Below are 22,890 nucleotides of genomic sequence, written 5' to 3'. Positions count from 1 at the left end.
CAGGTCTGCCGGGAGATTGCCGTGACCTTCGCCATCCATCGCGGGGCTCGGGCCCTGTCTGTTTTTCGTGCCCAACGCATCCTGCAGCGGCTTCATGCCGAGGGACTCGCCGTTTGTGGTCTTGCCGCGCGCTATGTGCATCTGCTCGATTGGGAGCAAGCCCCCGCTAACGAGGAGCAAGAACGCGCCGAGGCTTTGTTGGGTTATGGCGAGCCCTGGATAGGCAAGGGTGGCGCGATGGAGATTGCTGTGGTGCCCCGCCTAGGCACGGTTTCTCCCTGGTCGAGCAAGGCTACGGAAATCGCCCAGGTTTGTGGTCTGGGCAATCTGCGACGCATCGAACGCGGTATTGCTTACTATGTAGACCATGATCAAAGCCTGCTGCCGCCAGAACGGGAGAGGCTGCTGGCGCTTCTGCACGACCCCTTGACCGAGTCGGTGCTGGAAGACTGGCAGGCCGCCGATGTCGTTTTTGTGCATCCGCAGCCGCGTCCCCTGCGCCGCGTTCCTTTCCTGCGGGAGGGCCTGCCGGCCCTTCTCGCCGTCAACGAGGAACTGGGGCTTGCCCTCTCGGCTGCGGAAATCGATTACTTGGCGCAGCTTTTTCGCGACTTGCAACGCGATCCGAGTGATGCCGAACTGATGATGTTTGCCCAGGCGAATTCGGAGCACTGCCGGCACAAGGTCTTCAATGCGCAATTCCGTCTGGATGATCGGGAACAAAGTCAGACCTTGTTCGGTATGATCCGTTCTACGCATCGAGCCCATCCGCAAGGCACACTCTCGGCGTATCATGACAACGCCGCTGTGATCGAAGCCTATGCGCCAAGCCACTATTTTTGCGCCGGCAGTGATGGGAACTACCAAAGTCACAACGAAAATTTGGGTATTCTGATCAAGGTCGAGACCCATAATCATCCAACCGCCATCTCTCCCTTTCCCGGTGCGGCGACGGGTAGTGGTGGAGAAATCCGGGACGAGGGCGCGACGGGCCGCGGTGGTAAGGCAAAGATGGGGCTCTGTGGCTTTTCCGTATCGCAACTGCGTATCCCCGGCTACGAGCAGGCTTGGGAACAAGAGTTTTACGGGCGTCCCCAGCGCATCCGTTCTGCCCTGGAAATCATGCTCGAAGGGCCGATCGGCGCGGCGGCCTTCAATAATGAGTTCGGGCGTGCCAGTGTGGCTGGCTATTTTCGCGTTTTTGAAGGCGAGCAAGGCGGACGCCACTGGGGCTATCACAAGCCCATCATGCTCGCGGGTGGCATCGGTCAAATTCGGCCGACTTTGATTCAGAAACTGCCCTTGCCCGTCGGGGCCAAGGTTCTGGTGCTTGGCGGCCCTGCCATGCTCATTGGCCTGGGGGGCGGCGCGGCTTCCAGTGTGGCGAGTGGCAAGGGGGAAGAGAACCTGGATTTTGCCTCGGTACAGCGTGGCAACCCGGAGATGCAACGGCGCGCCCAGGAGGTGATCGAGCGTTGTATTGCCCTGGGAGAGGAATCGCCCATTCTTTCCATTCATGATGTTGGCGCTGGCGGCCTGTCCAATGCCTTGCCCGAACTTCTGCACGATGGTGGGCGGGGAGGCACCTTGCAACTGCGCGCCGTGCCCAATGACGACGCGGCGATGTCGCCCATGGAGATCTGGTGCAACGAGGCGCAGGAGCGCTACGTTTTGGCGGTGGCCGCCGATCGCTTGGCGGAGTTCCTCGCCCTCTGCCAGCGGGAGCGCTGCCCGGTCGCCGTGCTCGGTACAGCGGAAGAGGGTGACTATCTGCGGGTGGAAGATGAGCTATTCCGGGATTTGCCTGTGGAGATGTCCCTCGACGCCCTGCTGGGTTGCCCGCCGCGCATGCTGCGGGACGCACATAGCGTGCCCATGCGCACGCAAGCTCTCCAGATCCCGGACAAGGATCTGCGTGATCTTGCCTACGCCGTGCTTCGCCACCCCTCGGTTGCCAGTAAGGAATTTCTCGTCACCATTGGCGATCGCAGTGTCGGTGGCCTGATCGCCCGCGATCAGATGGTCGGTCCCTGGCAGGTACCGGTAGCCGATTGCGCCGTCTCTGCCGCCGACTTTTGGCAATTTCACGGTGAGGCGATGGCCTTGGGTGAACGCGGGCCGGTGGCGGTGCTCGATGCGCCGGCAAGCGGTCGTCTGGCCCTGGCGGAAGCGTTGACGAATCTCTTTGCCGCTGATGTGCAGGAATTGGGGCAGATCAAGCTCTCCGCCAACTGGATGGCGGCGGTCAATGTCGCCGGTGAAGACGCGCGTTTGTTCGAAACCGTGCGCAGTGTGGCGGAAGAACTCTGCTCGGCACTGGAGTTGAGCATTCCCGTTGGCAAAGATTCCCTATCGATGCAGACGGTCTGGCAGGAGGGCGATGTCCAGAAATCGGTGACCGGGCCACTGAGTCTGATCATTACAGCGGTTGCGCCGGTGGCGAATGTTGCCGCCACCTGGACCCCACAGTTGCAGGATCTCGCAGACACAGAGCTCTGGCTGCTGGACCTCGGACGTGGTCGACTGGGGGCGTCCATTCTGGCGCAGATTTTGGGACAACTGGGTGCGGAATCTGCCGATCTCGATGCGCCCTTGCTGTTGCGGGCGGCCTTTGCGTTGCTGCGCAAGTTGCGACAGGAAGGTGTCGTTCTGGCGTATCACGACCGTTCCGATGGTGGCCTCTGGGCCAGTGTCTGTGAAATGTCCTTCGCTGGCCGGCGTGGCGTAGATATCGTCATCCCTGTAGATGTGGAGTGCATGGGCTTTCTCTTTGCCGAAGAGCCCGGCTTTTTGCTCCAGATCCGTCGTGCGGACGCGAAGGTGCTGCAGAGTCTGGTTGCTGCGGCAGGGCTGGAATCCCGCTTGCATTGCCTTGGGCCAGTGACGGTGGATTGGCGGTTGCGTATCCTGCAGGATGGCGCAGCCTTGCTGGATGAGGCGGGTAGCGAATTGCTGGCAGCCTGGGCGGAAACCAGTAATCGCCTGCAGTCCTTGCGTGATGATCCCGATTGCGCAGGCGAGGCCTATGCGCATGGCACGGCCCTGCGTCCCAGTCTGTTCAGTAATTGGCGGGAGGATCAGCGTCCCAGCTTTCCCACGCCAGAGATCGGCGCGGCAAAGCCGCGCGTGGCGATTCTGCGCGAGGAGGGGGTCAACGGCCAGGTGGAGATGGCCGCGGCCTTTGCGCGCAGCGGCTTCACCGCCGTCGACGTCCACATGAGCGATTTGCTGGCCGGTCGTGACGATATCCGCAATTATCCGGTATTTGCCGCCTGCGGCGGCTTTTCCTATGGTGACGTATTGGGGGCCGGTGCCGGCTGGGCCAAGTCGATCCTCTACCACGAAGCTCTGCGCTTGCAGTTTGCCGGCTACTTTGCCGACTCGACCCGCTTGGCGCTAGGGGTCTGCAATGGCTGCCAGATGCTGGCAGAGTTGCGCGAGTTGATTCCCGGAACGGAATATTGGCCAAGCTTTCGGCGCAATCGTTCGGAGCAGTTCGAGGCGCGTCTGGCCATGGTGGAAGTGTTGGCTTCTCCCTCACCCCTCTTTGCGGGACTGGCGGGTCTGCAAGCGCCAATCGTCGTGGCGCACGGGGAGGGGCGAGCGATATTCCACGACCCAGAGCAGGTCTCTCAGGCGCCGGTGACGATGCGCTACATCGATGCCAACGGGCAGGTGGCTACCCGCTATCCGGTCAATCCCAATGGATCGCCGCAGGGAATTACTGGCTTGTGTTCCAGCACCGGACGGGCAAGCATCCTCATGCCGCACCCGGAACGGGTGGTGCGAACGGTGCAAATGAGCTGGCACCCCGCCGATTGGCAGGCCGACACCCCCTGGCTGGAGATTTTCCGCAACGCCTACCGCAGCGTATCCTGATGAATCGCTGCGGCAGGCCGTCTCTTAGAACAGGTTTTTAATCGTTTCAATCAGCTTGCTGCTCTCACTACTGTTGGTGCTCGCCGTCGCGGAAGTGACGCTGGCCACCGGTGGGTATCCCGTCAGGTAGTCAGATACGCCAATGGGGCTGGCGAAGCTTTCTGTTGCACCGGAAACCGTGCTTGGCCGGGGAAAAGGCAGATCCGGAGTTTTGCTGAGCGCCGTCTTCATGTAGTGAATCCAGATCGGCAATGCCTCCCGCGCCCCGGCGGCCCAGCGTCCCATGCTGTGGTTATCGTCATAGCCCACCCAGACACTGGTGGTAATCTGCGGGCTGAAGCCGTTGAACCAGGCATTGTTTTCGTTGTTGGTCGTACCCGTTTTGCCGGCGATATCGTGGCGTCCCAGGCTTTGGGCGGCAACGCCAGTACCGATCTTGATCACCTGTTGCATCATTTCGGTCATCAGGTAGGCAACGCCGGTCGGGATCGCTGGCTCGCTCGGTGGCGCTTCGTAGCCCATTGGGCAACCGAGTAACGATACCTGAGTACCGTTACTCTTGACGATTTTGCGGATCAGATAGGGCTTGACCAGGTACCCGCCATTGGAGAACACCGCGTAGCCGCGCGCCATCTGAATCGGAGCGAAATCCCCAGATCCCAGCACCATCGAGGGTACCGACGGAATCTGTTTTGCGGGAAAGCCAAAACGCTGCACGTACTGCACCGCGTAAGGGATGCCAACGTCCATCAGAATCCGCACGCTCGGAACATTGTGCGAGTATGCGAGGTTTGACCATACCGGAATCGGGGTATTGGAGAATTGATTGCTGTAGTTGGTTGGGCTATAGACCTGGCCGGAGGGCAGGGTAATGGATAGTGGGGTATCCGGGATCAAGGTCTGCGGCGTCATGTAGCTACTGTTGCCGGAGGCGAGCAGCGCCGGTGCGTCCATGGCAGCGGCATAGACGAAGGGCTTGAAGCCAGAACCCGGTTGCCGATAGGCAAACACCGCGCGGTTGAAATGACTCAGCTCGTAACTGAAGCCGCCACTCATGGCGAGGATCGCCCCGGTATGGCTATCGAGGCTGACGATGGCGCCCTGTACCTTGGGAATCTGGGTCAATTGCCATCCCGCATCTGGGCCAGCGGAGGACCAAACGTTCGCACCCCATTCCTGTCCGGCACCGGCGGTTACCGCCGTTACGTAGGGTCTCACCCAGACCAGGTCCCCATGCTGCAGGACCGCATCCACCGCTCGCGGCTTTGGCCCGCCCGGGCGGGAGCGTGCCCAGGCGACGTCACGCAGGGTGAGAGTAATGGTTTTTTTGCCCTCTAGAGACAGCTCCGCGCTTTTGGCCGAGCTGGCGATGACCACAGCCCATTTCAGATTGGCGGGATCGTGCGGGGGAAGCGCCTCTGGGCGCTTGCCGGCCAAGGCCGCCTGGTAGTCTGCGCCGTGCAGGCGAGTGATGGGACCGCGAAAGGTTTTCGGATCCAGACTGGTGAGGCCCATGTCGTAATTTTCCAGGCCGATTTCCAACGCCCGGTTGGCTGCCTGCTGATCTTGCGGATCGATACTGGTGTAGACCTTGAGCCCCGAACGATAGGTGAAATCTGTGCCGAACTCCTGGCTGAGCCAGTTGGCGATCCAGTCCGTCACATACGGCGCAGTATTGGAGGCCGACTCATGGTAGCGAGATAAAATGGGTTCCTGCTCGGCGGCATCCATCTCCGCGCGAGTGATATAGCCGCGCGCATGCATGCGACGCAACACATAATCGCGACGCTTGCTGGCCAGTTTGGGATTGACCACCGGGTTCAGGTAGGAAGGTGCGGGCGGCAGTCCGGCAATGGTTGCCATCTCGCCCAGGGTGAGCTGATCGATGCGCTTGCCAAAATAGGTCTCGGCTGCTGCCTCCACCCCATAGGCGCCCTGACCGAGGTAGATTTTATTCAGGTATAGTTCGAGGATCTGGGCATGGGTGAAGTGCTGCGCCAGCTTGTAGGCAAGCAGAATCTCCGCAACCTTGCGGGTGATGGTCTTTTGCGGGGTCAGATAAAAATTGCGGGCGACCTGCTCGGGAATGGTGCTGGCCCCTTGCACCGGCGCCATATGTGTCAGATCGACAAAGGCGGCGCGCAGGATCCCGGGTAGGCTGACTGGGTAGTAGAGTGGATTGCTGCTGTAGAAGTGGGAGTTTTCGGCGGCAATGAAGGCGTCCTGCAGTTTTGTGGGGATCTGGCTCAGGGGCAGGGCATAGCGCATCTGTGGGCCGACCACCTGCAACAGGCTGCCATTGGCGGCATAGATACGCAGTGGCTCATCTGGATGCCATTCCTTCAGCTCGTGCACGGGCGGTAAAGTTGCCCAGATCCGGTAGGTAAAAATAGCCGCACCGATGAAGAGGTTGGCGAAAATCAACAGCACGATCAGAAATACCCAGCGACCCACGTGACGTTTTCTGCGTGGCGCAGTCTTGCTCGCCCCAGAAGAATTTCCTTTGCCCATGTACCTTCCCTATTTTCCTTGCTGACAGGCCCTGTCGATTGCGACAGGGCCTTTGGCCTTCTATGATATCACGATGATTTTTACGAGTCGCTTCGCACCGAGTCCCACGGGTCACATTCACCTGGGCAATGCCCGCACCGCGTTGTTTGCCTTCTGGGCGGCACGTCAGAGTGGCGGCCGCTTCATTGTCCGCATGGAAGATACCGATCAGGCCCGCTCTCCGGCCGAACTGGCCAGAGTCCTGCTCGAGGATCTCCGTTGGTTGGGGCTGGGCTGGGACGAGGGTCCAGACTGCGGCGGCCCGCATGGACCGTATGCGCAGATGGAGCGCTTACCAGTGTACGACGATCTGCTGCAGAGACTTGTCGATACTGGGCACGCCTATCCCTGTTTCTGCACGGCGGACGAGCTGAGTGCCGAGCGGGATGCGCAGCGTGCGGCAGGAAAGGCGCCGCGCTACTCAGGTCGCTGTCGGGCGCTTTCCGCTGCGGAGGTAGCGCGGCGTCTGGAAGGGGGGGAGGAAGCTACGCTGCGTTTCGCCGTGCCGTGCTCGGGCACTCTGTCCGTGGATGACCTCGTCTGGGGAGAGCGAAGCTATGACTTGGCGGACCTGGGCGATTTTGTTCTACGGCGCAGTGATGGCAGTCCGTCCTTTTTCTTTGCCAACGCCGTCGATGATGCCCTGATGGGAGTGAATCTGGTGTTGCGCGGCGAGGATCATCTCAGTAACACGCCGCGGCAGATTCTGATCCTGCAGGCACTCGGGCTGCCGGTACCACAATATGGACATCTGCCGCTGCTGCAGGGTAGTGATGGCCAACCCCTGTCGAAGCGCAATGGCGCGGCCAGCCTGCGCGAGCTGCGCAGCGCGGGTTATCTGCCTGCGGCCCTGCGCAATTATCTCGGTCAGCTTGGTCACCACTACCCCGCCACCCACTGGCGCAGCGATGCGGAGCTGATTGCGGAGTTTTCTCTGGCGCGCATCGGCCGCGCACCGGCCCATTTCGATCGGGAGCAACTGCAGTATTGGCAGGAACAGGCGTTGCAGCACCTAGGGCTCGACGAGCTCGTCGCCTGGCTGCGCCCACACCTGACTCTGGTCCCGGATGCGCAGATCAGCGGCTTTGTCGCTGCCATCCGTGGTAATATGCTTTTGCCTGCGGATGCCGTCGCCTGGGCAGAAGCCTGTTTTCACCCGCTTGGGCGCAGCGAGAAGGTGCGGGCAGAACTGGCGGAAAACGGTGCAGAATTCTGGCAACAGGCGCAGACGTGCTATAAGGAGCAGCCCGATGACTTCCGTGCCTGGACCCGTCAGCTCGCTCAACAGAGTGGACGCAAGGGACGTGCCCTGTTCCATCCCCTGCGTCTGGCCCTCACCGGCCGGGAGCAAGGCCCAGAGCTGGCACAGCTATTGTCCTTCATCCCCCCCGAGGAAGTGCTGCGTCGCCTGGCACCTATTTTCTCCTGAACGCAAACGGATTCGAGAACGTCATGCCCAAAGCACTCCCTGTTCTACACCTCCACGACAGTCTGCAGCGAGAAAAGGTTGTTTTCACGCCCTTGCAGTCTGGCACGGCGAGCCTCTACGTCTGTGGGATGACCGTCTACGATTATTGTCACTTGGGTCATGCCCGCGCCATGGTCACCTTCGATACCTGGTCACGCATTCTCCGCTACTGGGGCCTGGAAACTCGCTATGTGCGCAACATTACGGATGTCGACGACAAGATCATCCACCGGGCAGCAGAGCGGCAGGAGCCAATCACGGCGCTCACCGAGCGGTTCATCGTGGCGATGCACGAAGATGAGGCGGCACTGGGGTGCCTGCCACCGGATCTTGAACCACGTGCCACGCAGCATATCCCGGGCATGCAGGCCCTGATTGCCACCCTCATCGACAAGGGCCACGCTTATGTTGCCGAGAATGGCGACGTCTATTACGCGGTACGCAGCTTTCCCGGGTATGGCAAACTCTCCGGGCGCAGCCTCGACGAACTGCAGGTAGGTGCCCGCATCGAGCCGGATGAACGGAAGCGGGATCCTTTGGACTTTGCGTTGTGGAAGGCAGCCAAACCCGGCGAGCCGGCCTGGGCATCGCCGTGGGGGGAAGGGCGCCCAGGCTGGCATATCGAATGTTCCGCGATGTCAACCGAGGCCTTGGGCTGTGCCTTCGACATTCATGGGGGTGGCCTCGATCTGCAGTTTCCGCATCACGAAAACGAGATCGCGCAGTCGCAGGGTGCCGGCTGTGCCTTCGCGCACTACTGGCTGCACAACGGGCATATTCGCGTGCGCGACGAAAAGATGTCGAAATCATTGGGAAATTTCGTGACGGTACGCGATCTGATCCCCATCTATGGCGGCGAAGCCCTGCGCTTTTTTATTCTCAGCAGCCATTACCGTAGTCCACTGCAGTATAGTGACGATGCCTTGGCCGCGGCACAAAATTCCCTTGTACGACTGTATACGACGCTGCGGGGATTGCCCCCCCACGAGCTGGTGCCGGAGCTCGGTGCAGATTGGGAGGCGCGATTCGTCGCTGCGTTGGCCGATGATGCCAATACGCCTGGGGCCCTGGCCGTACTTTTCGAGTTGGCGCGGGAAATCAACCGGCTGCGCGAGCAGGGCAGCGAACTGGCATCGCCCCTGGGTACGCTCCTGCGTCATCTCGGCGGAATTCTCGGCCTCCTGCAGCAGGATCCCGAGCGCTTCTTTCAGGGCGAGGACGAAGACGCCGACTGGATCGAGGCCAAACTCGCGGAGCGGCAGACTGCGCGGGTACAGCGCAATTTCGCCCATGCCGATGCCATCCGTGCAGATCTGGAAGCGGCGGGGATCGTCATCGAGGACAGCGCGAGTGGCAGTACCTGGCGGCGGCGTTGAGGACATGAAGATCCTGTTGGTATGTTTGGGAAATATCTGCCGCTCGCCGATGGCGGAGGGAGTCTTTCGTCAGCTCGCAGAGCAGCGCGGCCTGGATTGGCAGATCGACTCGGCGGGGACAGCGGATTACCACGTCGGTGAGGCACCGGACCGACGCGCGCAACGGGCCAGCGCCGAGGTCGGTATCGCCATCGAAAATCTCCGGGGCCGCCAGGTAGAGAAGTCCGACTTTACCCGCTTCGACTGGATACTGGCCCTGGACCGCGCGAACCTGCGCGCGCTCCAGTCCCTTGCCCCAGCCGGGCATTCTGCCAGGCTTGGACTACTCCTCGATCCCTTTCTCGAGGGCCGGGAGCCGGAAGAGGTTGCTGATCCCTACTGGGGGGAGATGGAAGATTTTCGCGCTTGCCGAGCGCAGATTGAGCAAGCCGCGGAAAAATTTTTTGCGCGGACGGGCCGATTGCAGAAAAATCCTAGCTGAACAGCGAAGGTTCTGCTGCCGACCCTACACCCCCATGCCGTTTGTCACCGTCTCGGCCGGGCAGCGCTTTCGTGAAATGCATTTGCCCGGTGAATAGCATTGGGGGGTCAGTCGCCTCCGAGAAGATCACCCTGACCCTTGAGCAGGTCATTTTCGTCGCCCGCTGGCCGATCCTCCGTAGCGCCTGCCGCCTCGCCAACCACCTCCAGCGCTGCGGGTTCCGCAACCTCCAGATCGGAAATTTGGTTCGTATCCCCAGTCGTTACCGGAGCTGCATCCTCACTGCTTGCCTGCGGCGTAGCGGACGTCTCTTCTTCCGAGAGTGGTTCTGGCAGATCCCTATTGGCGCTATCTCCACTGCCTAGCGCAGGCGTGTCTGTCGGGACAACATCATCGGCGTTGGCATTGACATCCCATTCGGCACTCGCATTTTCGGAATCCGCGTCAACGGATTCTGCCGATGGCGAATTGTTGCTGGGTACAGGATCGAATGCTCCGACCTCGTGGGCTACTTCCAATCGCTCGGCGGGCGCTTCTCCATGTACTTGGCTCGCGACGGCACTGGCGGGGACCAGTAACTGGTGCCAGTCGTCGGCTGCGGGTACCAGACCGGGGTAGCGAAGCTCCTCGTCGACCATGCCACCCTCCGCGGGGGGCAGGATCACTGGGCTGGACTCTGGTTCTTCTTCGAGTTCGTCGTCTACCGCATTGGCCTCGCCGCCGTGCTGGCGTCGCGCTCGCGCCCGCCGACCGCCCCGGCGCCGGCGGCGCCCCCCGGCGCGACTGCCGTCGTCCGGGCTCTCGCTATCGTTGGCGACCTTTTCGCCATTGTCGGTACTTTCGGCCGCGCCGGTATAGGCGGCGAAAGTTTCGGCATCCATCGGTACGTAGCGGGAGACCAGGGCGCGGACGAGACGCGCAAGAATTCCTTCTTCGCGCGGTGCAGGGGCGGCCGGCTTGGCCTTGGCTGTCGGTAGGCGTGGCGGTGGCAGCTCGTCCGGTGGCGGTGGCGCGGTGAGGGGGGTGATTGCCGCACTGCTGTTTGCCGTCGCCTTGCTCGGACGCTGTGGCACCGCACTGACGCGACTCTCGACGGGGCGCTCGGGGCTGGCTTCGCCCTTGATGCGCTGGATCTCGTAGTGCGGTGTCACCAGAGCCGGATTGGGGATAATGTTGAGGCGCACCCCACTGCGTGCCTCGAGTTCGAGGATCGCCTGCCGCTTTTCATTGAGCAGATAGACAGCGACATCGATCGGTACCTGGCACTCCACTTCGCTGCAATTGCGCTTGAGGGCTTCTTCGTGCAGCAGGCGCAGCACATGCATGGCGGTGCCCTCGCAGCCGCGGATCTGGCCGGTGCCGCGGCAACGTGGGCAAGGTTCGTAGGTGGCTTCGTCCAGACTCGCACCCAGCCGTTGGCGTGACATCTCCAGCAGTCCAAAGCGGGAGATACGGCCCACCTGCACCCGCGCCCGATCGATTTTCAGGGCCTCGCGGATGCGGGTTTCGACCTCGCGCTGATGTTTGGGCGATTCCATGTCGATGAAATCAACGACGATCAGCCCTCCCAGGTCGCGCAGGCGAATCTGCCGGGCGATTTCATCCGCTGCCTCCAGATTGGTCTGGAAGGCGGTTTCGGCGATATCCTGCCCCTTGGTGGACTTGCCGGAGTTGATGTCGATGGCGACCAGCGCTTCGGTGTGGTCGATGACAATGGCGCCGCCCGATTCCAGGCGTACCTCGCGGCTGAAGGCCGACTCGATCTGCTGTTCGATCTGGTAACGGCTGAAAAGTGGTATATCGTTTTCGTAGAATTTGAGGCGGGAAAGCATGCGCGGCATCATTCCGCGCATGAATTGCTGTGCCGCCTCAAAGGCCGACGCCTCGTCGATCAGGACTTCGCCGATGTCCTCGGAAAAGTGATCGCGCAGAGCGCGCACCACCACATTGCCTTCTTGGTAGATGAGGAAGGGGGCAGGCTGCTCGGCAGCCGCCGCCAGAATCGCCTGCCAGATCTGCTTGAGATATTCCAGATCGCGTTGCAGCGCCTCGAAATCCTGGCCAATCCCGGCCGTGCGGGCAATCACCCCCATGTCTTCCGGAATGTCCAGCATTTGCAGGTGCTGACGGATCTGGGCCCGGTCGTCCCCCTCGATGCGCCGCGACACACCACCCGCTCGGGGATTGTTGGGCATCAATACCAGGTAACGGCCCGCCAGGCTGACGAAGGTGGTCAATGCCGCGCCCTTGTTTGAGCGCTCCTCTTTGTCGACCTGGACGATGACTTCCTGACCTTCGCGCACCAGTTCCTGGATGCGCTTGCGGCCGGATTCCTGTTTTTGAAAATATTCGCGGGAGATTTCTTTGAGGGGCAGAAAGCCGTGCCGTTCGGCGCCATAATCGACAAAAGCGGCCTCGAGGCTGGGCTCGATGCGGGTGATTTTCCCTTTGTATACATTGCTTTTTTTCTGCTCACGGAAGGCGTGTTCCAGATGCAGATCGAGCAGTTTCTGTCCATCTACGAGCGCCACCCGCAGCTCTTCTGCATGGGTGGCATTGATCAACATTCTTTTCATTACTGTCTTCTCCGGCGCTCAAACCCACAATGGGGAGCGCAACGTATTGCATGAACTGGGCGGCACATACGGTCGCAGCCGATGATTGTACCTGTATCTTCGACCGGTGCACTCTCACTGCAGCGCGGCCTACGTCGCAATATATGACAGATGAGAATAGAATCGCAAACCTTGGCGATGGAGTTGGCAGATGGCAGAAAGCGGGGTCCGCTACCTGGAGATCGGAGAAGCAGAGGCGGGGCAGCGGCTGGACAATTTTTTGTTGCGCGTGATGAAAGGGGTGCCGCGCTCCCATGTCTACAAAATCCTGCGCAGTGGCGAGGTGCGGGTGAACAAGGGGCGGGCCAAGGCGCAATATCATCTGGCGCCGGGTGACCAGGTGCGCGTCCCACCGCTGCGCCAGGCCGACCCCAGTCCTGCGCCCCAGGTTTCGTCCTGGCTCGCCGATGATCTACGCCAGCGCATTCTCTATGAGGATGACCGGCTGCTCGTCCTGGACAAACCCAGTGGCCTGGCCGTACATGGCGGTTCGGGGATCGCCTGGGGAGTCATCGAGGCACTGCGCAGTCTGCGTCCGGAACTGCGCGAGTTGGAACTGGTGCATCGTCTGGATCGGGAGACCTCCGGTTGCCTGCTGCTGGCCAAGCGCCGCTCGGCGCTGCGCCAACTGCATGCTGATCTGCGCGAGTCTGCCTTTCAGAAACGCTATCTGGGTCTGGCATGGGGGAAATGGGTGGGGGGAGAGCGTCGCGTCGATCTGCCTCTGCGCAAAAATACCCTGCGCTCGGGCGAACGGATGGTGCGGGTAGATCAGCAGGAAGGTAAGGCCGCCGCCACGCGCTTCACCCCTCTGCAAAGGTTGTCCGACTGTACTCTGGTGGAGGCCGAGCTCGAGACCGGCCGCACGCACCAGATCCGCGTGCATTTGCAAGCCCTGGGTCACCCCCTGCTGGGGGACGAAAAATATGGCGATGCGAACGCCAACGCCCGCTTTCGCGAGCGCGGGCTGCGGCGGCTTTTTCTACATGCAAGCCTGTTGGCGTTCCCTCATCCACGGGATGAACGCATGATTCGCGTCGAGGCGCCATTACCGGCAGAACTTGCGACGCTGCTGGATTCCCTGGCTGGCGCATAGGGCTCGTAAGCCAGTTCAGGTCTTTTGTCGTAATAGCTGGCCAACGCCGAGCGCGGCCGCTTCGACAGCGCCGGCAACATAGCCCGGAAACTGGGGTGACCATTCGCTGGCAATGCCAGTGAGTCGTCCCCGCCAAGGACCTTCTGCCGCCGAGGAAGGTGGGGCCGAACCATGCTGAGCGACCTCACTCTGGTCCGCCTCAGTCGCCGTCCAGGAATCGGCGGCCCAGTCCTTGAGAAAGTCCGCCCGCGGCGTTGCCGCCCGCTCTCCGAACAGTCGCGCAAACTGCGCGCGGCAGTGCAACCGGAGAGTTTCCTCGGGGATTCCCTTGCGAAGCGCGGCGGGCAAGGCGAAAAACCCGAACAAGGCCGCACTGCCACCCGGCATGGACGCATCGTGCATTTCACCGAGGGGTCCACAAGCGCTACGCGCCTCTCCGGACAAACCCTGCGCGCGCCAGAATGGCTCGTCGTAGACGGCAAGATACTTGGCATGGGGCGCCATCCAGGTGGGGGTGGCTCTCCAGGCCTGCAGCAGCGGCCCCGGCAACTCGGGGAGGAAGTCGATGGTGGTCGCCGCCAGGCGCGGTGGTACGGCCAGAAGTAGTGATTCCACGCGGAAAGTGAGGGCCTGTTGCGCCGCCTCGACGTCCAGTTCGACATGCTGACCCTCGCTGCGTATGCGCTGTACGCGATGATTCAGCAAAAGCTTGTGCGCTGGCAATGTCCGCCGCACAGCGTCGATCAATGCGCCCATGCCTCCGACCAGCCGCATCGACGGCGGCGTGTAGGTGTAGCCAGGCATCCACTCCGCTGCGCCGTGGGGCGTGCGCTCGACAAGCATGCTTCCCTTTTCATATTGCGCGAAACGTTCCAGACCCAGACTCTGGATCAGGCGGTCGAGTTGTGCCTGGTAGTCGGGCCAGAACCATGTTGGGCCGAGGTCGAAGCGATCCAGTGCTGAACTTTCGGTAATGCTGGGCGTCGTGGCGATCCGTCCGCCCCAACCCTCGCGCGCTTCCAGGAGCACATAATCGTGTATGCCCTTTTGCTCCAGTAGATAGGCTGCATAGAGTCCCGCCAGCCCGCCACCGACGATGGCGATACGCGCAGTCAGCATCATTTGGCCTCGCTCGAGGCTTCGCGAAAGATTCCGTGATCTGCACTCGCAGGCGGGTTAGGGCAACTGTTACAGTCAAAGGAGGGCATACCCACCAAAATACTGCATAGTTTGAGGCAATGCGAGCAGTCGTTTCTTATCTTGGCTACTACCCAAGCACGTAACAAGGTCCGGCCGGGCGAGGAATGCCGACTGCAGTGTAAGGCGAGTACATATTTCAGCGCCTGCTCGAACATCCGCAGCAGTGCATCGTAAAAGCATTCCTCGTCCATGCCGCAACCGGCCAGAAAGTCGAATACTTCTTCGCATCGGTTTGAACTATTAAGTACTGCTTAACAGTTGCCTCGTGCGTCAACTCCTTGTCGGAGTAACTGCGCTTCAAGTGCAGACTGATGGCGGGCACTGACTCATCGCAGAGCGTGGCAGGCCTGGAAATAGGCTTCCACGCTATCGAGCACCTGCTGTTGGTCGATTTTTGGTACGAAGGCGCTCATTGCCCATCCCTGTCACACGTCATCAGGCTCCTGCATCCACGCCGGAATATCCCGATGGCCATGCAGCACACGCCAGACATCGATGTGGTTCGGGTGCTCAACATAAAACACGAGGTGCGGGTAGCGTGTCAGCGGCCAAGTGCGCAGGCCCGGCAGGTTCAGTTCGTGGGCGTAGCGGGGTGATTCAGTGGCGGGGTAACGAGCGATGTGGCCGTAGGCCTTCTCCAGTGCATCGATGAAACCGAGCGCCACGGCTTCACCCGCCGCATTCAAATGGTAGGCGACCGCCTCGTCCACATCCCTGTTGGCCTGCTCACGCGGGATGACTGGCTTGGCCTTCACGCCTTGGCAGCGGGTTTGGCAGCCTTGCGTATCTGATCTCGCATCCCGTCGAAGTAACTGGCATCGGCGGGCCCCGCCGGGGCAGATGCTACTCCGGCCAACAGCAAGCCCCGCAGTTGCAGACGGTCCTGGTCCTTGCGGATCAGTTCGCGCAAGTACTCGCTGCTCGTGCCATAGCCGCGCTGGCTGACCTGTTCATCCACGAAGGACTTCAGAGTGTCGGGGAGAGAGATGTTCATCGTACTCATGGCGCAAGTGTGGGTTCTTTGGCAAAATTTGGCAAGACCCGTATTCCACCCGTATTCCACCCTACCGAAAGAAGGCCTCCATACCCGACCCGAACAACTGTCTGCGCTAATGGGATCTGGTTGATTTCGTCGTTCACCCGGACGTGCAGCATCGTGGAGTGAGCCATGATCGAATCCTCCGTATAATTCCTTCTCATGATGACGCTGGTTGAGACCCTTACGATGCTGACTGAAAAGGAGTTGCTGGAGCGCGGCGCCGGGCGAGACATTGGGGCGGAACTGCTGGAGTCCGTTCGCCAGATGAAGGCAGGCAAGCGCGGCGCTGTTCATGCGGTTGACGTGCCCCAGGTAGTACAGGCGCGTATCCATGCCGGGCTATCCCAATCCCAATTTGCAGCACTCATGGGGGTGTCTGTCCGTACCCTTCAGGATTGGGAGCAGGGACGGCGTAACCCTTCCGGCGCGGCCTGCACATTGCTGCGGATCGCCGCAAAGCATCCTGAAGTGATCCGGGAGATGCAGGCGGATTGGGTTCTATCGCCATGCCTTTAGGATAGATCCCGAAAGGCCGCAACCTTCACCGGAGATGTTTTGATAATAACCAGATGCAACGCAGGCGCTTGGAGATACGCGATGCGAGAGCGACGGCGCCGTGGTGGACCTCGTCCAGGACGGCCTGAGACAGATTGCGGACACTGGGCACGATGAACACCCAGTGCAGAAAACCGGCCACCAGCGGCGCGTGATGTGTGCACAGCAAACGCCACGCTGGGTGGTTCTGGCGGAGCAGCTCTAATGTGGCGTAGTCCAGTGCCATCTCTTCCCCCTAGCCTTATCCATCGCCATGCTGCGTTAGCCACTGGCGGCCCTTGTCGGTCAAGCGGTATTTCTGCAAGCGGCTGTTGGGCTTGTCGGGAATGGTCATCGCAATCAAGCCGTCGTCTAGAGCCGGTTTGAGGTAGCGCTCGCGGAAGGATTTGCGGTCCGAGAGCCCCAGGGCGGATTGCAGCGCCTCGCGGCCCATCTCGCTCCGGATCGCCGCCAGCAGCTCGCCGACTTGGGGGTAGAGGTGGTCACGGTATCCAAAATCATCCGCAGCATGAAGGCGATGAAGGGTGCGGAGTCGGTCTTTTGGGTGTTTTCCTGCAAGGCTTGGTAATACTCGGCCTGGTGCTCGAAGATCAGGCTTTCCACTGGGATGTTGGCGAACAAAGGATTCCAGTGTGCCAGAATCAGGCTCTGCCACAGCCGCCCCATGCGGCCATTGCCGTCGGCAAAGGGGTGGATGAACTCAAATTCGTAGTGAAAAACCGAGCTGGCAATGAGCGGATGGACGTCTGTGGCTGCCAGCCAGCCGAAGAGGTCCACCATCAGATGAGGAACCCGATCTGCGGGCGGGGCCATGTGAATCACCTGCTGGCCTGCCATTATCCTTACGCCGCCATGCCGATACAGCCCTGCCTCATCGATCAGGCCGGACATCAAAATCCGGTGCGCTTCCAGCAAGTCTTTTTCCACACTAGGCTTCCAGGTGTCGAAACGGTCGTAAGCGGCCAAGGCGTTTTTCACTTCCTGCACCTCGCGGGGCGTGGCGGGGCGATGACCCGCTTGCCCTCCAGAATCGCGGTGATCTGCGCCTCGCTCAGGGCGTTGCCCTCGATGGTCAGCGAGCCATGGATGGTGCGGATGCGATTGATGCGCCGCAGCCGCAATGCTCTCGCCTGGTCAGTGAGCACGGTTAACCGCCCGATAGCTTCGCTAATCGCGGCGACCCGGTTCAGGATCTCTGGGGTGATGGTATAGGGCGGCTGGTTAGCGCTCATGCGGCGGGCGATACGGTCCGCGCAGCAGATCGGCGACAGACCAAATGAAGTTGGCGAGTTGTTGGAAATTGGCGCTCATGGATGCGTCCTGAAATGCGAGAGGTTTGGTTGGGCTGATATCGCCCAATTACCGCAGATATGACAAAAGTTGTCCGATAGCATCTTCATGGCCTCGGCCCCGTTTGTTCCCATTTGGCCGCACGGCCTTTGCCCGTTGGCGTGATCAGCCCTTCGGCTTTCATGGCGCGCAAGACGACGCGGACCATGTCGCGGCTGATGCCGGGGCAGGCTTCTTCGATTTCGGAGATTGAGAACGGCAGGTTGCGCTTGAGAATTTCGGCGCGCACACGATCGCCCTTGGCACCGCGCCCGCGTTCGATGGTACCGACGCGTTCCTCGAATTCCTTGTACGCCCGCAGCAGTGCCCCCCAGAAATAGTCCAGCCACGGCGCGATATCGTGGGCACCGTCATGCCAGCCCTGCGAACTGGCTTCCAGCGTTTCGTAATAGCTCTCTTTCGACTCTTCGAAGATGCGCTCCAGACTGATGAAGCGGCCCACGGCATAGTCAAAGTGGTAGAGCAACTGCAGGGTCAGCAGCCGCGCCATGCGGCCGTTACCATCCGGGAAGGGGTGGATGCAGAGGAAATCGAGGATGGCCAGCGGAACCAGCACGAGGGGATCGGCGAGGTGCTGATCCAGAGCCGTGCGATAGCGCGCGATCATGTCTGTCATCGCCATGGGCGTGAGATGCGCCGCCACGGGCCGGAAACGGATGCGTGAGCTGCCATCGGGGTGACGTTCGACGATGTCGTTATTCGTGGCTTTCCAGTACCCGCCCGGCTGTGGCATGTAGCGATACAGAATGCCGTGAAGTTGCAGGACGGTGCCCTCTGAGAAGGGCATTTGCTCGCCGCTTTCGTGGATCAGACCCAGCGCGTCACGGTAGCCTGCCACCTCTTGCTCGGAGAGGCTTTGCGGCGTGGCGTTTTTGAGCACCAGTGACTTTAGGCGGTGCGCCGCGACCACTACGCCCTCCAGGCGGTTGGATGACTCGGTGGACTCCACCACGGCCACCTGCCGCAAGTCGCTCAACACCTCCGGCGACTGCGCCACGTATAGCTGCTGCTTGCCCCGGTACTCGCCCAGAGCGCGCAGCGTCGCCAGTTGCTGGGCATCAAAGCGCAGCTTGGCGAGGTAATCGGGCAAGAGTGAGTGCATGAAGGACCTCGGGAGCCGCCAATGGGGTAATCGTACCCTAAATTGGGGTAAATAACCATTCCATTACCCCGATAAATAAATGATTATCCTATTCGGCAGCGCTTGGCTTTTTGATCGTTCAGCGCGTGAATAGTGGCGCGATCAATCAACCCGGAGCCTGCCATGACCACCCAGTCCACCGCCCTCGACCGCAGGCCAAACAGAGAATAGAGACGGCTCTGGCCGAGAAAGTGGTCGATTCGGGGCGTTTTGACAGATGCCCACCCGTAGCACGGATGGCCGGAACCCCGCGTGGCGCGGGGATTTCAGGCAAGAAAAAGGGCCCGGAGATTATCCCAGCCCTTCAATTTGGTGGAGGCGGCGGGAATTGAACCCGCGTCCGCAAGACCTAGACCACCGGATCTACATGCGTAGTTTGTCTATTGGGTTTTAACCCGGCGCGACTCCGACAAACAGGATGCGCACCCAGCGATTCGGCTTTACTTTAATGCGGGACCCACCGACCAGATCCGGCACGATTCCATGTTTCGTCGACCCCCCGCAGGCCTTGCGGCCACCGGACCCATGGACAAACCCGGGCGGAGGGCTCACTGCTTACGCAGCGAGGGCGTAATTGCTGTCGTTGGCAATTATGAATCTGCGATCAGTTTTAAGAGCGAACCGCAGCTCTGCATGCACCGAAGGCTTCGCGACCTGCGTCGAAGCCGGTCGCCCCCTTGTTACGCGTTAGACTATACCCCTGCTGGGCAAGTTCCGAAAGAGACGCCAAGCTTGGCGTCTCAGTCGCTCTCCTCGACGAGGCGACGCAGTCGGAACAACGCCTCTAGGGCAGCACGGGGACTGAAGTCCTCCGGATCGATTTCCCGTAAGGCCTGAATCGCTGGATGCGGTGCATCGATAAAGAGGGATAATTGCTGTGTGGCGCTTTGGGGCTCTGCGATGGGGGCACGCGCTGGATCTTCCAGGCTCGCCAGACGCGCTCGCGCGCTCTGCAGAACGGTATCCGGCAAGCCGGCCAGGCGAGCAACTGCCAGTCCAAAGCTTTGCGTTGCCGGTCCATCCTCGATCTGATGCAGGAAGGTGACGCGATCGTTGGCCGCCAAGGCATCGACATGGACGTTTGCCAGCAGGGGATGCTGCATATCGGTCAGCTCGAAGTAGTGGGTGGCGAAGAGGGTGTAACTCCCTTTGCGTAGCAGCTCCTCGGCAGTGGCCCAGGCAATCGCGAGGCCATCGTAGGTAGCGGTACCGCGTCCAATCTCATCCAGAATGATCAAGCTCTCTGCTGTTGCCAGATGGAGGATCTGCGCGCTTTCCTGCATCTCTACCATAAAGGTCGAGCGTCCGCCGGCGAGGTCGTCGGCGGCACCAATGCGGGTAAAAATCTGATCCACCGGACCCAGCCGCGCCGCTTGCGCCGGAACCCAGCAGCCAATGTGGGCCAGAAAGACGATCAGCGCCACCTGGCGCATGTAGGTGGATTTGCCGCCCATGTTGGGGCCGGTGATCAGCAGCATACGCCGCTCGTCATGCAAGTGCAGATCGTTGGGGACAAAGTGCGCGCCCAGCTCGACTTCCACCAACGGGTGTCTCCCCGCTGCAATCTCCAGCACCGCCTCGTCGCAAAATTCTGGCGCTATCCAGCGCAAGCTATGGGCCCGTTCGGCAAAATTGGCGAGCAGGTCCCACTGCGCGATTTCTGCGAGCACTTCCTGCAGGGCGGGAAGCTGTTCTGCTACCGTATGCAAAAGCTCCGTGTAGAGCGCTTTTTCACGCGAGAGGGCGCGGCTTTCCGCAGACAAGACCCTATCTTCGATTTCCTTCAGGGTGACGTTACTGAAGCGCTCGGCATTTTTGGTGCTTTGTCGGCGTCGATAGTCGGCGGGTACCGGCCCCTCGTAGCTGCGTGGAATCTCGATGAAATAGCCGTGCACGCGATTGAACTGGACGCGCAGCTGGGCGATGCCGCTGCGCTCCCGTTCGGCCGCTTCGAGGTCTGCCAGCTCCTGCCCCACATTTTGCTCGGCGTGACGCAGGGCCCCCAACTCGGGATCGTAGTCATCGCGCAGATAGCCGCCATCGCGCTGGCTCAGGGGTAACTCGTCGACGAGGGCACGTTCCAAAAGACCTTGCAACTGCGCGAATCTTTCCAGATCTGCACTGGCGACCGTGGGGCTGGCAGATTCCTGGGCGGCTGCGATGGCAGCAAGGATCTCCGGCAGGCGCTGCAGAAAATGCCGCAACTGGCCCAGATCGCGCGGGCTGGCACGCTCCAGGGCAACGCGAGTCAGTACGCGCTCGATATCGGCAAGCCCATGCAGGGATTGCTGAAGATTTCGATACCGAGATCCTTCTACCAGCTGCGCAACCCGCTGTTGACGTATTAGAAGCTCCTCGCCTTGGCGTAGGGGTCGCAAGAGCCAGCGACGCAAAAGGCGCGCGGCCATGGGGGTTTGGCAATGTTGCAGCAAGCGCCAGAGGCTGGGACCGTCGTTGTCCCGCCCGGCCAGAATTTCCAGGGAGCGCAGCGCGTTGGCGTCGATTCCCAGGATTTCCGCGGGGCGCTCCGGGGTGATGCGCTGCACCTGGGCAAGGGAGATTTTGAGCCGCGATTCGGCATAGTCGAGGACGGCGGCAGCGGCGCGCAACGCGAGAGGATGATCGGCAACCCCAAAACTGCCCAGACGGTTGCCGAAGTAGCGCTGCAGAACCCGCTCACTGATATTCTGCTGAAAAGATTTCTGGCTGATCTGCTGGCAGCGCTCTGGCGCCAAGCCGGAGAATATCTCTTGACCCTCCGGTAGCAGAATCTCCGCCGGCTGCAGTTGCCGCAGACGGTCGGCCAGCGTCGCTTGGGAAGCAAAATCTTGCACCCGCAATTCGCCGCTGGCGACGGAGAGCAGCGCCAAGCCCCAAGTATTCTCGGATCCTGGACAGAGGGCGGCCAATAGCGATTCCTGCTCGGGTTCCAGCAGGCTGGCGTCGACCAGCGTCCCAGGAGTCAGAACACGGCTGATGGAACGCTCCACCGGCCCCTTGGCCAGCGCCGGATCGCCGATCTGTTCGGCAATCGCCACTTTGAGCCCGGCGCGTACCAGGCGGGCGAGGTAGGCCTCGGCGCTGTGGATCGGTACTCCCGCCATGGGAATGGGCGCGCCGGCGCTTTGCCCGCGGGTGGTCAGGGCAATGCCCAGCAACTCCGCAACGCGGCTGGCATCCTCGTAAAACAGTTCGTAAAAGTCGCCCATACGAAAGAAGAGCAGGGCGTCGGGATTCTCGGCCTTGAGCGCGAGATACTGGCGCATGACCGGGGTATGCTCGTGATTGGCGCTCATCGGGAACGGCGTGCGACCTTGTCGTAGTACATGAATAGAAAACAAAAGCCCCGATGGCGAAGCATCGGGGCGAGTTGCAACGCTATGCCGTCAATTTCGGCTCGTGCCGCCGAAGATCTCCAGCAGCGCCATGAAGAGGTTGATGATGTCGAGATACAGACCGACGACCAGCAACACCGGTTCCTGAATGCCGCCCTGCACCATGCGCTGGGTATCAAAGATGATCAGACCGCTGAAGACAATGACCAGCACCCCGGCAATCGCGAGCTGCAGTGCGGGCATGTGCAGCAGGAACATATTCAGCAGGGAGACCAGGATGGCCAGGATCAGACCCGTCATCAGGAATCCGGCCATATTGCTGAAGTTCCTGCGCGTGGTCATGGCATAGGCGGAAAGACCGACAAACATGACCGCAGTGGTCCCCAATGCCGTCGCGATGATCTGCGGTCCGTCGGGCATACGCAAATACATGGCAATGCCCGGTCCCATCATCATGCCCATACCCGCGGCAAAGGCAAATACCAGAGGCACGGCAAAGGGGCTGCGATGCGCGCCGGTATACTGGACCGCAAAGAGCAGGATGAAGGAGCCGATCATCAGCAAAATGGGATGCTGATACGCAAAGGGCGAGCTCATCCCATAGATCGAGGCAATGGCCGAAACCCCGAGGGTGGCGGCGAGCAAGCCGTAGGTCTTGGCCATGAGGCTACCACGGCTCAGGGCCGGCGCTTGATTCCCGTAGGGATTCATGCCGTCAGGAAACTGATAGGGCTTTTGATCATAGTTCATCGCGTGACTCCTGAAAAATACCGCTCTCTCCATGTTGTGGGCATCTGGTAGAAAA

General features: G+C 60.9%; 18 protein-coding genes and 1 other RNA gene. 6 read left to right on the top strand and 13 right to left on the bottom strand.

The genetic code is table 11. The features are described 5' to 3' along the window. Nucleotides 1-21: 21 nt before the first annotated feature. Nucleotides 22-3,879, top strand: a complete 3,858-nt coding sequence (gene purL / locus MQE22_RS07875) for a phosphoribosylformylglycinamidine synthase (protein WP_215885424.1) — start codon at nucleotides 22-24, stop codon at nucleotides 3,877-3,879. 24 nt (nucleotides 3,880-3,903) lie between these two features. Here the strand turns inward: purL and MQE22_RS07870 are convergent, their stop codons facing one another. Then, entirely contained in the window at nucleotides 3,904-6,390 is a 2,487-nt protein-coding gene (locus tag MQE22_RS07870; protein WP_215872815.1) for a penicillin-binding protein 1A, read from the bottom strand. A 73-nt stretch (nucleotides 6,391-6,463) separates the two neighbouring features. Here MQE22_RS07870 and gltX point away from each other — a divergent pair, with 73 nt between their 5' ends. From gltX to MQE22_RS07855, 3 genes are read left to right on the top strand one after another with little or no spacing between them, the layout of a single operon-like run. Next, the gene (gltX, locus tag MQE22_RS07865) at nucleotides 6,464-7,858 is read left to right on the top strand and encodes a glutamate--tRNA ligase (RefSeq protein WP_215872814.1); all 1,395 of its coding nucleotides are present in this window, start codon (nucleotides 6,464-6,466) and stop codon (nucleotides 7,856-7,858) included. A gap of 23 nt (nucleotides 7,859-7,881) precedes the next feature. Continuing rightward, nucleotides 7,882-9,273, top strand: a complete 1,392-nt coding sequence (cysS, locus tag MQE22_RS07860; protein WP_215872813.1) for a cysteine--tRNA ligase — start codon at nucleotides 7,882-7,884, stop codon at nucleotides 9,271-9,273. Further along, nucleotides 9,248-9,754, top strand: a complete 507-nt coding sequence (locus MQE22_RS07855) for a low molecular weight protein-tyrosine-phosphatase (protein ID WP_215872812.1) — start codon at nucleotides 9,248-9,250, stop codon at nucleotides 9,752-9,754. The genes cysS and MQE22_RS07855 overlap by 26 nt, the downstream gene beginning before the upstream one ends. Before the next feature lie 107 nt (nucleotides 9,755-9,861). On the opposite strand, the gene MQE22_RS07850 is transcribed toward MQE22_RS07855, so the two are convergent. After that, nucleotides 9,862-12,330 (bottom strand): Rne/Rng family ribonuclease, encoded by a 2,469-nt coding sequence (locus MQE22_RS07850; protein ID WP_215872811.1) that lies wholly within the window; start codon nucleotides 12,328-12,330, stop codon nucleotides 9,862-9,864. 190 nt (nucleotides 12,331-12,520) lie between these two features. On the opposite strand from MQE22_RS07850, the gene MQE22_RS07845 reads away from it, so the two are divergent. Next, entirely contained in the window at nucleotides 12,521-13,465 is a 945-nt protein-coding gene (locus MQE22_RS07845) for an RluA family pseudouridine synthase (protein ID WP_215872810.1), read from the top strand. A 15-nt stretch (nucleotides 13,466-13,480) separates the two neighbouring features. Here MQE22_RS07845 and MQE22_RS07840 read toward each other — a convergent pair whose 3' ends face one another. The 3 genes from MQE22_RS07840 to MQE22_RS07830 all read right to left on the bottom strand — a co-directional run bounded on the left by MQE22_RS07840 (nucleotide 13,481) and on the right by MQE22_RS07830 (nucleotide 15,659). Then, on the bottom strand, nucleotides 13,481-14,587 hold the full coding sequence (locus tag MQE22_RS07840) for a flavin monoamine oxidase family protein (RefSeq protein ID WP_226827281.1): 1,107 nt from the start codon (nucleotides 14,585-14,587) through the stop codon (nucleotides 13,481-13,483). A 503-nt stretch (nucleotides 14,588-15,090) separates the two neighbouring features. Further along, nucleotides 15,091-15,420, bottom strand: coding sequence for a type II toxin-antitoxin system RelE/ParE family toxin (locus MQE22_RS07835; RefSeq protein WP_215872809.1), 330 nt, complete (start codon nucleotides 15,418-15,420; stop codon nucleotides 15,091-15,093). Then, nucleotides 15,417-15,659, bottom strand: a complete 243-nt coding sequence (locus tag MQE22_RS07830; protein ID WP_215890308.1) for a ribbon-helix-helix domain-containing protein — start codon at nucleotides 15,657-15,659, stop codon at nucleotides 15,417-15,419. Before MQE22_RS07830 ends, MQE22_RS07835 begins: the two co-directional genes overlap by 4 nt. A 231-nt stretch (nucleotides 15,660-15,890) precedes the next feature. On the opposite strand from MQE22_RS07830, the gene MQE22_RS07825 reads away from it, so the two are divergent. Then, nucleotides 15,891-16,220: a helix-turn-helix domain-containing protein gene (locus MQE22_RS07825; protein WP_215872974.1), complete on the top strand. Its 330-nt coding sequence runs from the start codon at nucleotides 15,891-15,893 to the stop codon at nucleotides 16,218-16,220. Nucleotides 16,221-16,245: 25 nt separating this feature from the next. Here the strand turns inward: MQE22_RS07825 and MQE22_RS07820 are convergent, their stop codons facing one another. The 8 genes from MQE22_RS07820 to MQE22_RS07785 form a co-directional block, all read right to left on the bottom strand. Beyond that, complete coding sequence (locus MQE22_RS07820) at nucleotides 16,246-16,485, bottom strand: DUF3375 family protein (protein ID WP_215872975.1); 240 nt, start codon at nucleotides 16,483-16,485, stop codon at nucleotides 16,246-16,248. Between the two features lie 15 nt (nucleotides 16,486-16,500). Next, on the bottom strand, nucleotides 16,501-16,692 hold the full coding sequence (locus tag MQE22_RS13860; protein WP_368407924.1) for a Fic family protein: 192 nt from the start codon (nucleotides 16,690-16,692) through the stop codon (nucleotides 16,501-16,503). Next, a complete protein-coding gene (locus tag MQE22_RS07815) occupies nucleotides 16,611-17,237 on the bottom strand; it encodes a Fic family protein (RefSeq protein WP_255789459.1) in 627 nt (208 codons plus the stop codon). Before MQE22_RS07815 ends, MQE22_RS13860 begins: the two co-directional genes overlap by 82 nt. Continuing rightward, a complete protein-coding gene (locus MQE22_RS07810; RefSeq protein WP_215872977.1) occupies nucleotides 17,234-17,491 on the bottom strand; it encodes a hypothetical protein in 258 nt (85 codons plus the stop codon). Before MQE22_RS07810 ends, MQE22_RS07815 begins: the two co-directional genes overlap by 4 nt. A gap of 164 nt (nucleotides 17,492-17,655) precedes the next feature. Then, nucleotides 17,656-18,711 (bottom strand): Fic family protein, encoded by a 1,056-nt coding sequence (locus MQE22_RS07800; RefSeq protein ID WP_215872979.1) that lies wholly within the window; start codon nucleotides 18,709-18,711, stop codon nucleotides 17,656-17,658. A 349-nt stretch (nucleotides 18,712-19,060) separates the two neighbouring features. Next, nucleotides 19,061-19,427: a transfer-messenger RNA gene (ssrA, locus tag MQE22_RS07795) on the bottom strand. A gap of 63 nt (nucleotides 19,428-19,490) precedes the next feature. Then, nucleotides 19,491-22,046: a DNA mismatch repair protein MutS gene (mutS, locus tag MQE22_RS07790; RefSeq protein ID WP_215873157.1), complete on the bottom strand. Its 2,556-nt coding sequence runs from the start codon at nucleotides 22,044-22,046 to the stop codon at nucleotides 19,491-19,493. Nucleotides 22,047-22,136: 90 nt separating this feature from the next. Next, nucleotides 22,137-22,835, bottom strand: coding sequence for a Bax inhibitor-1/YccA family protein (locus MQE22_RS07785; RefSeq protein WP_215873158.1), 699 nt, complete (start codon nucleotides 22,833-22,835; stop codon nucleotides 22,137-22,139). Nucleotides 22,836-22,890: the final 55 nt, after the last annotated feature.

The organism is Acidithiobacillus sp. YTS05 (assembly GCF_024396695.1).
Lineage (GTDB): Bacteria > Pseudomonadota > Gammaproteobacteria > Acidithiobacillales > Acidithiobacillaceae > Igneacidithiobacillus > Igneacidithiobacillus copahuensis.
The sequence above is the reverse complement of the archived record's forward strand: the minus strand, read 5'-3'. Positions and strand labels throughout refer to the sequence as shown.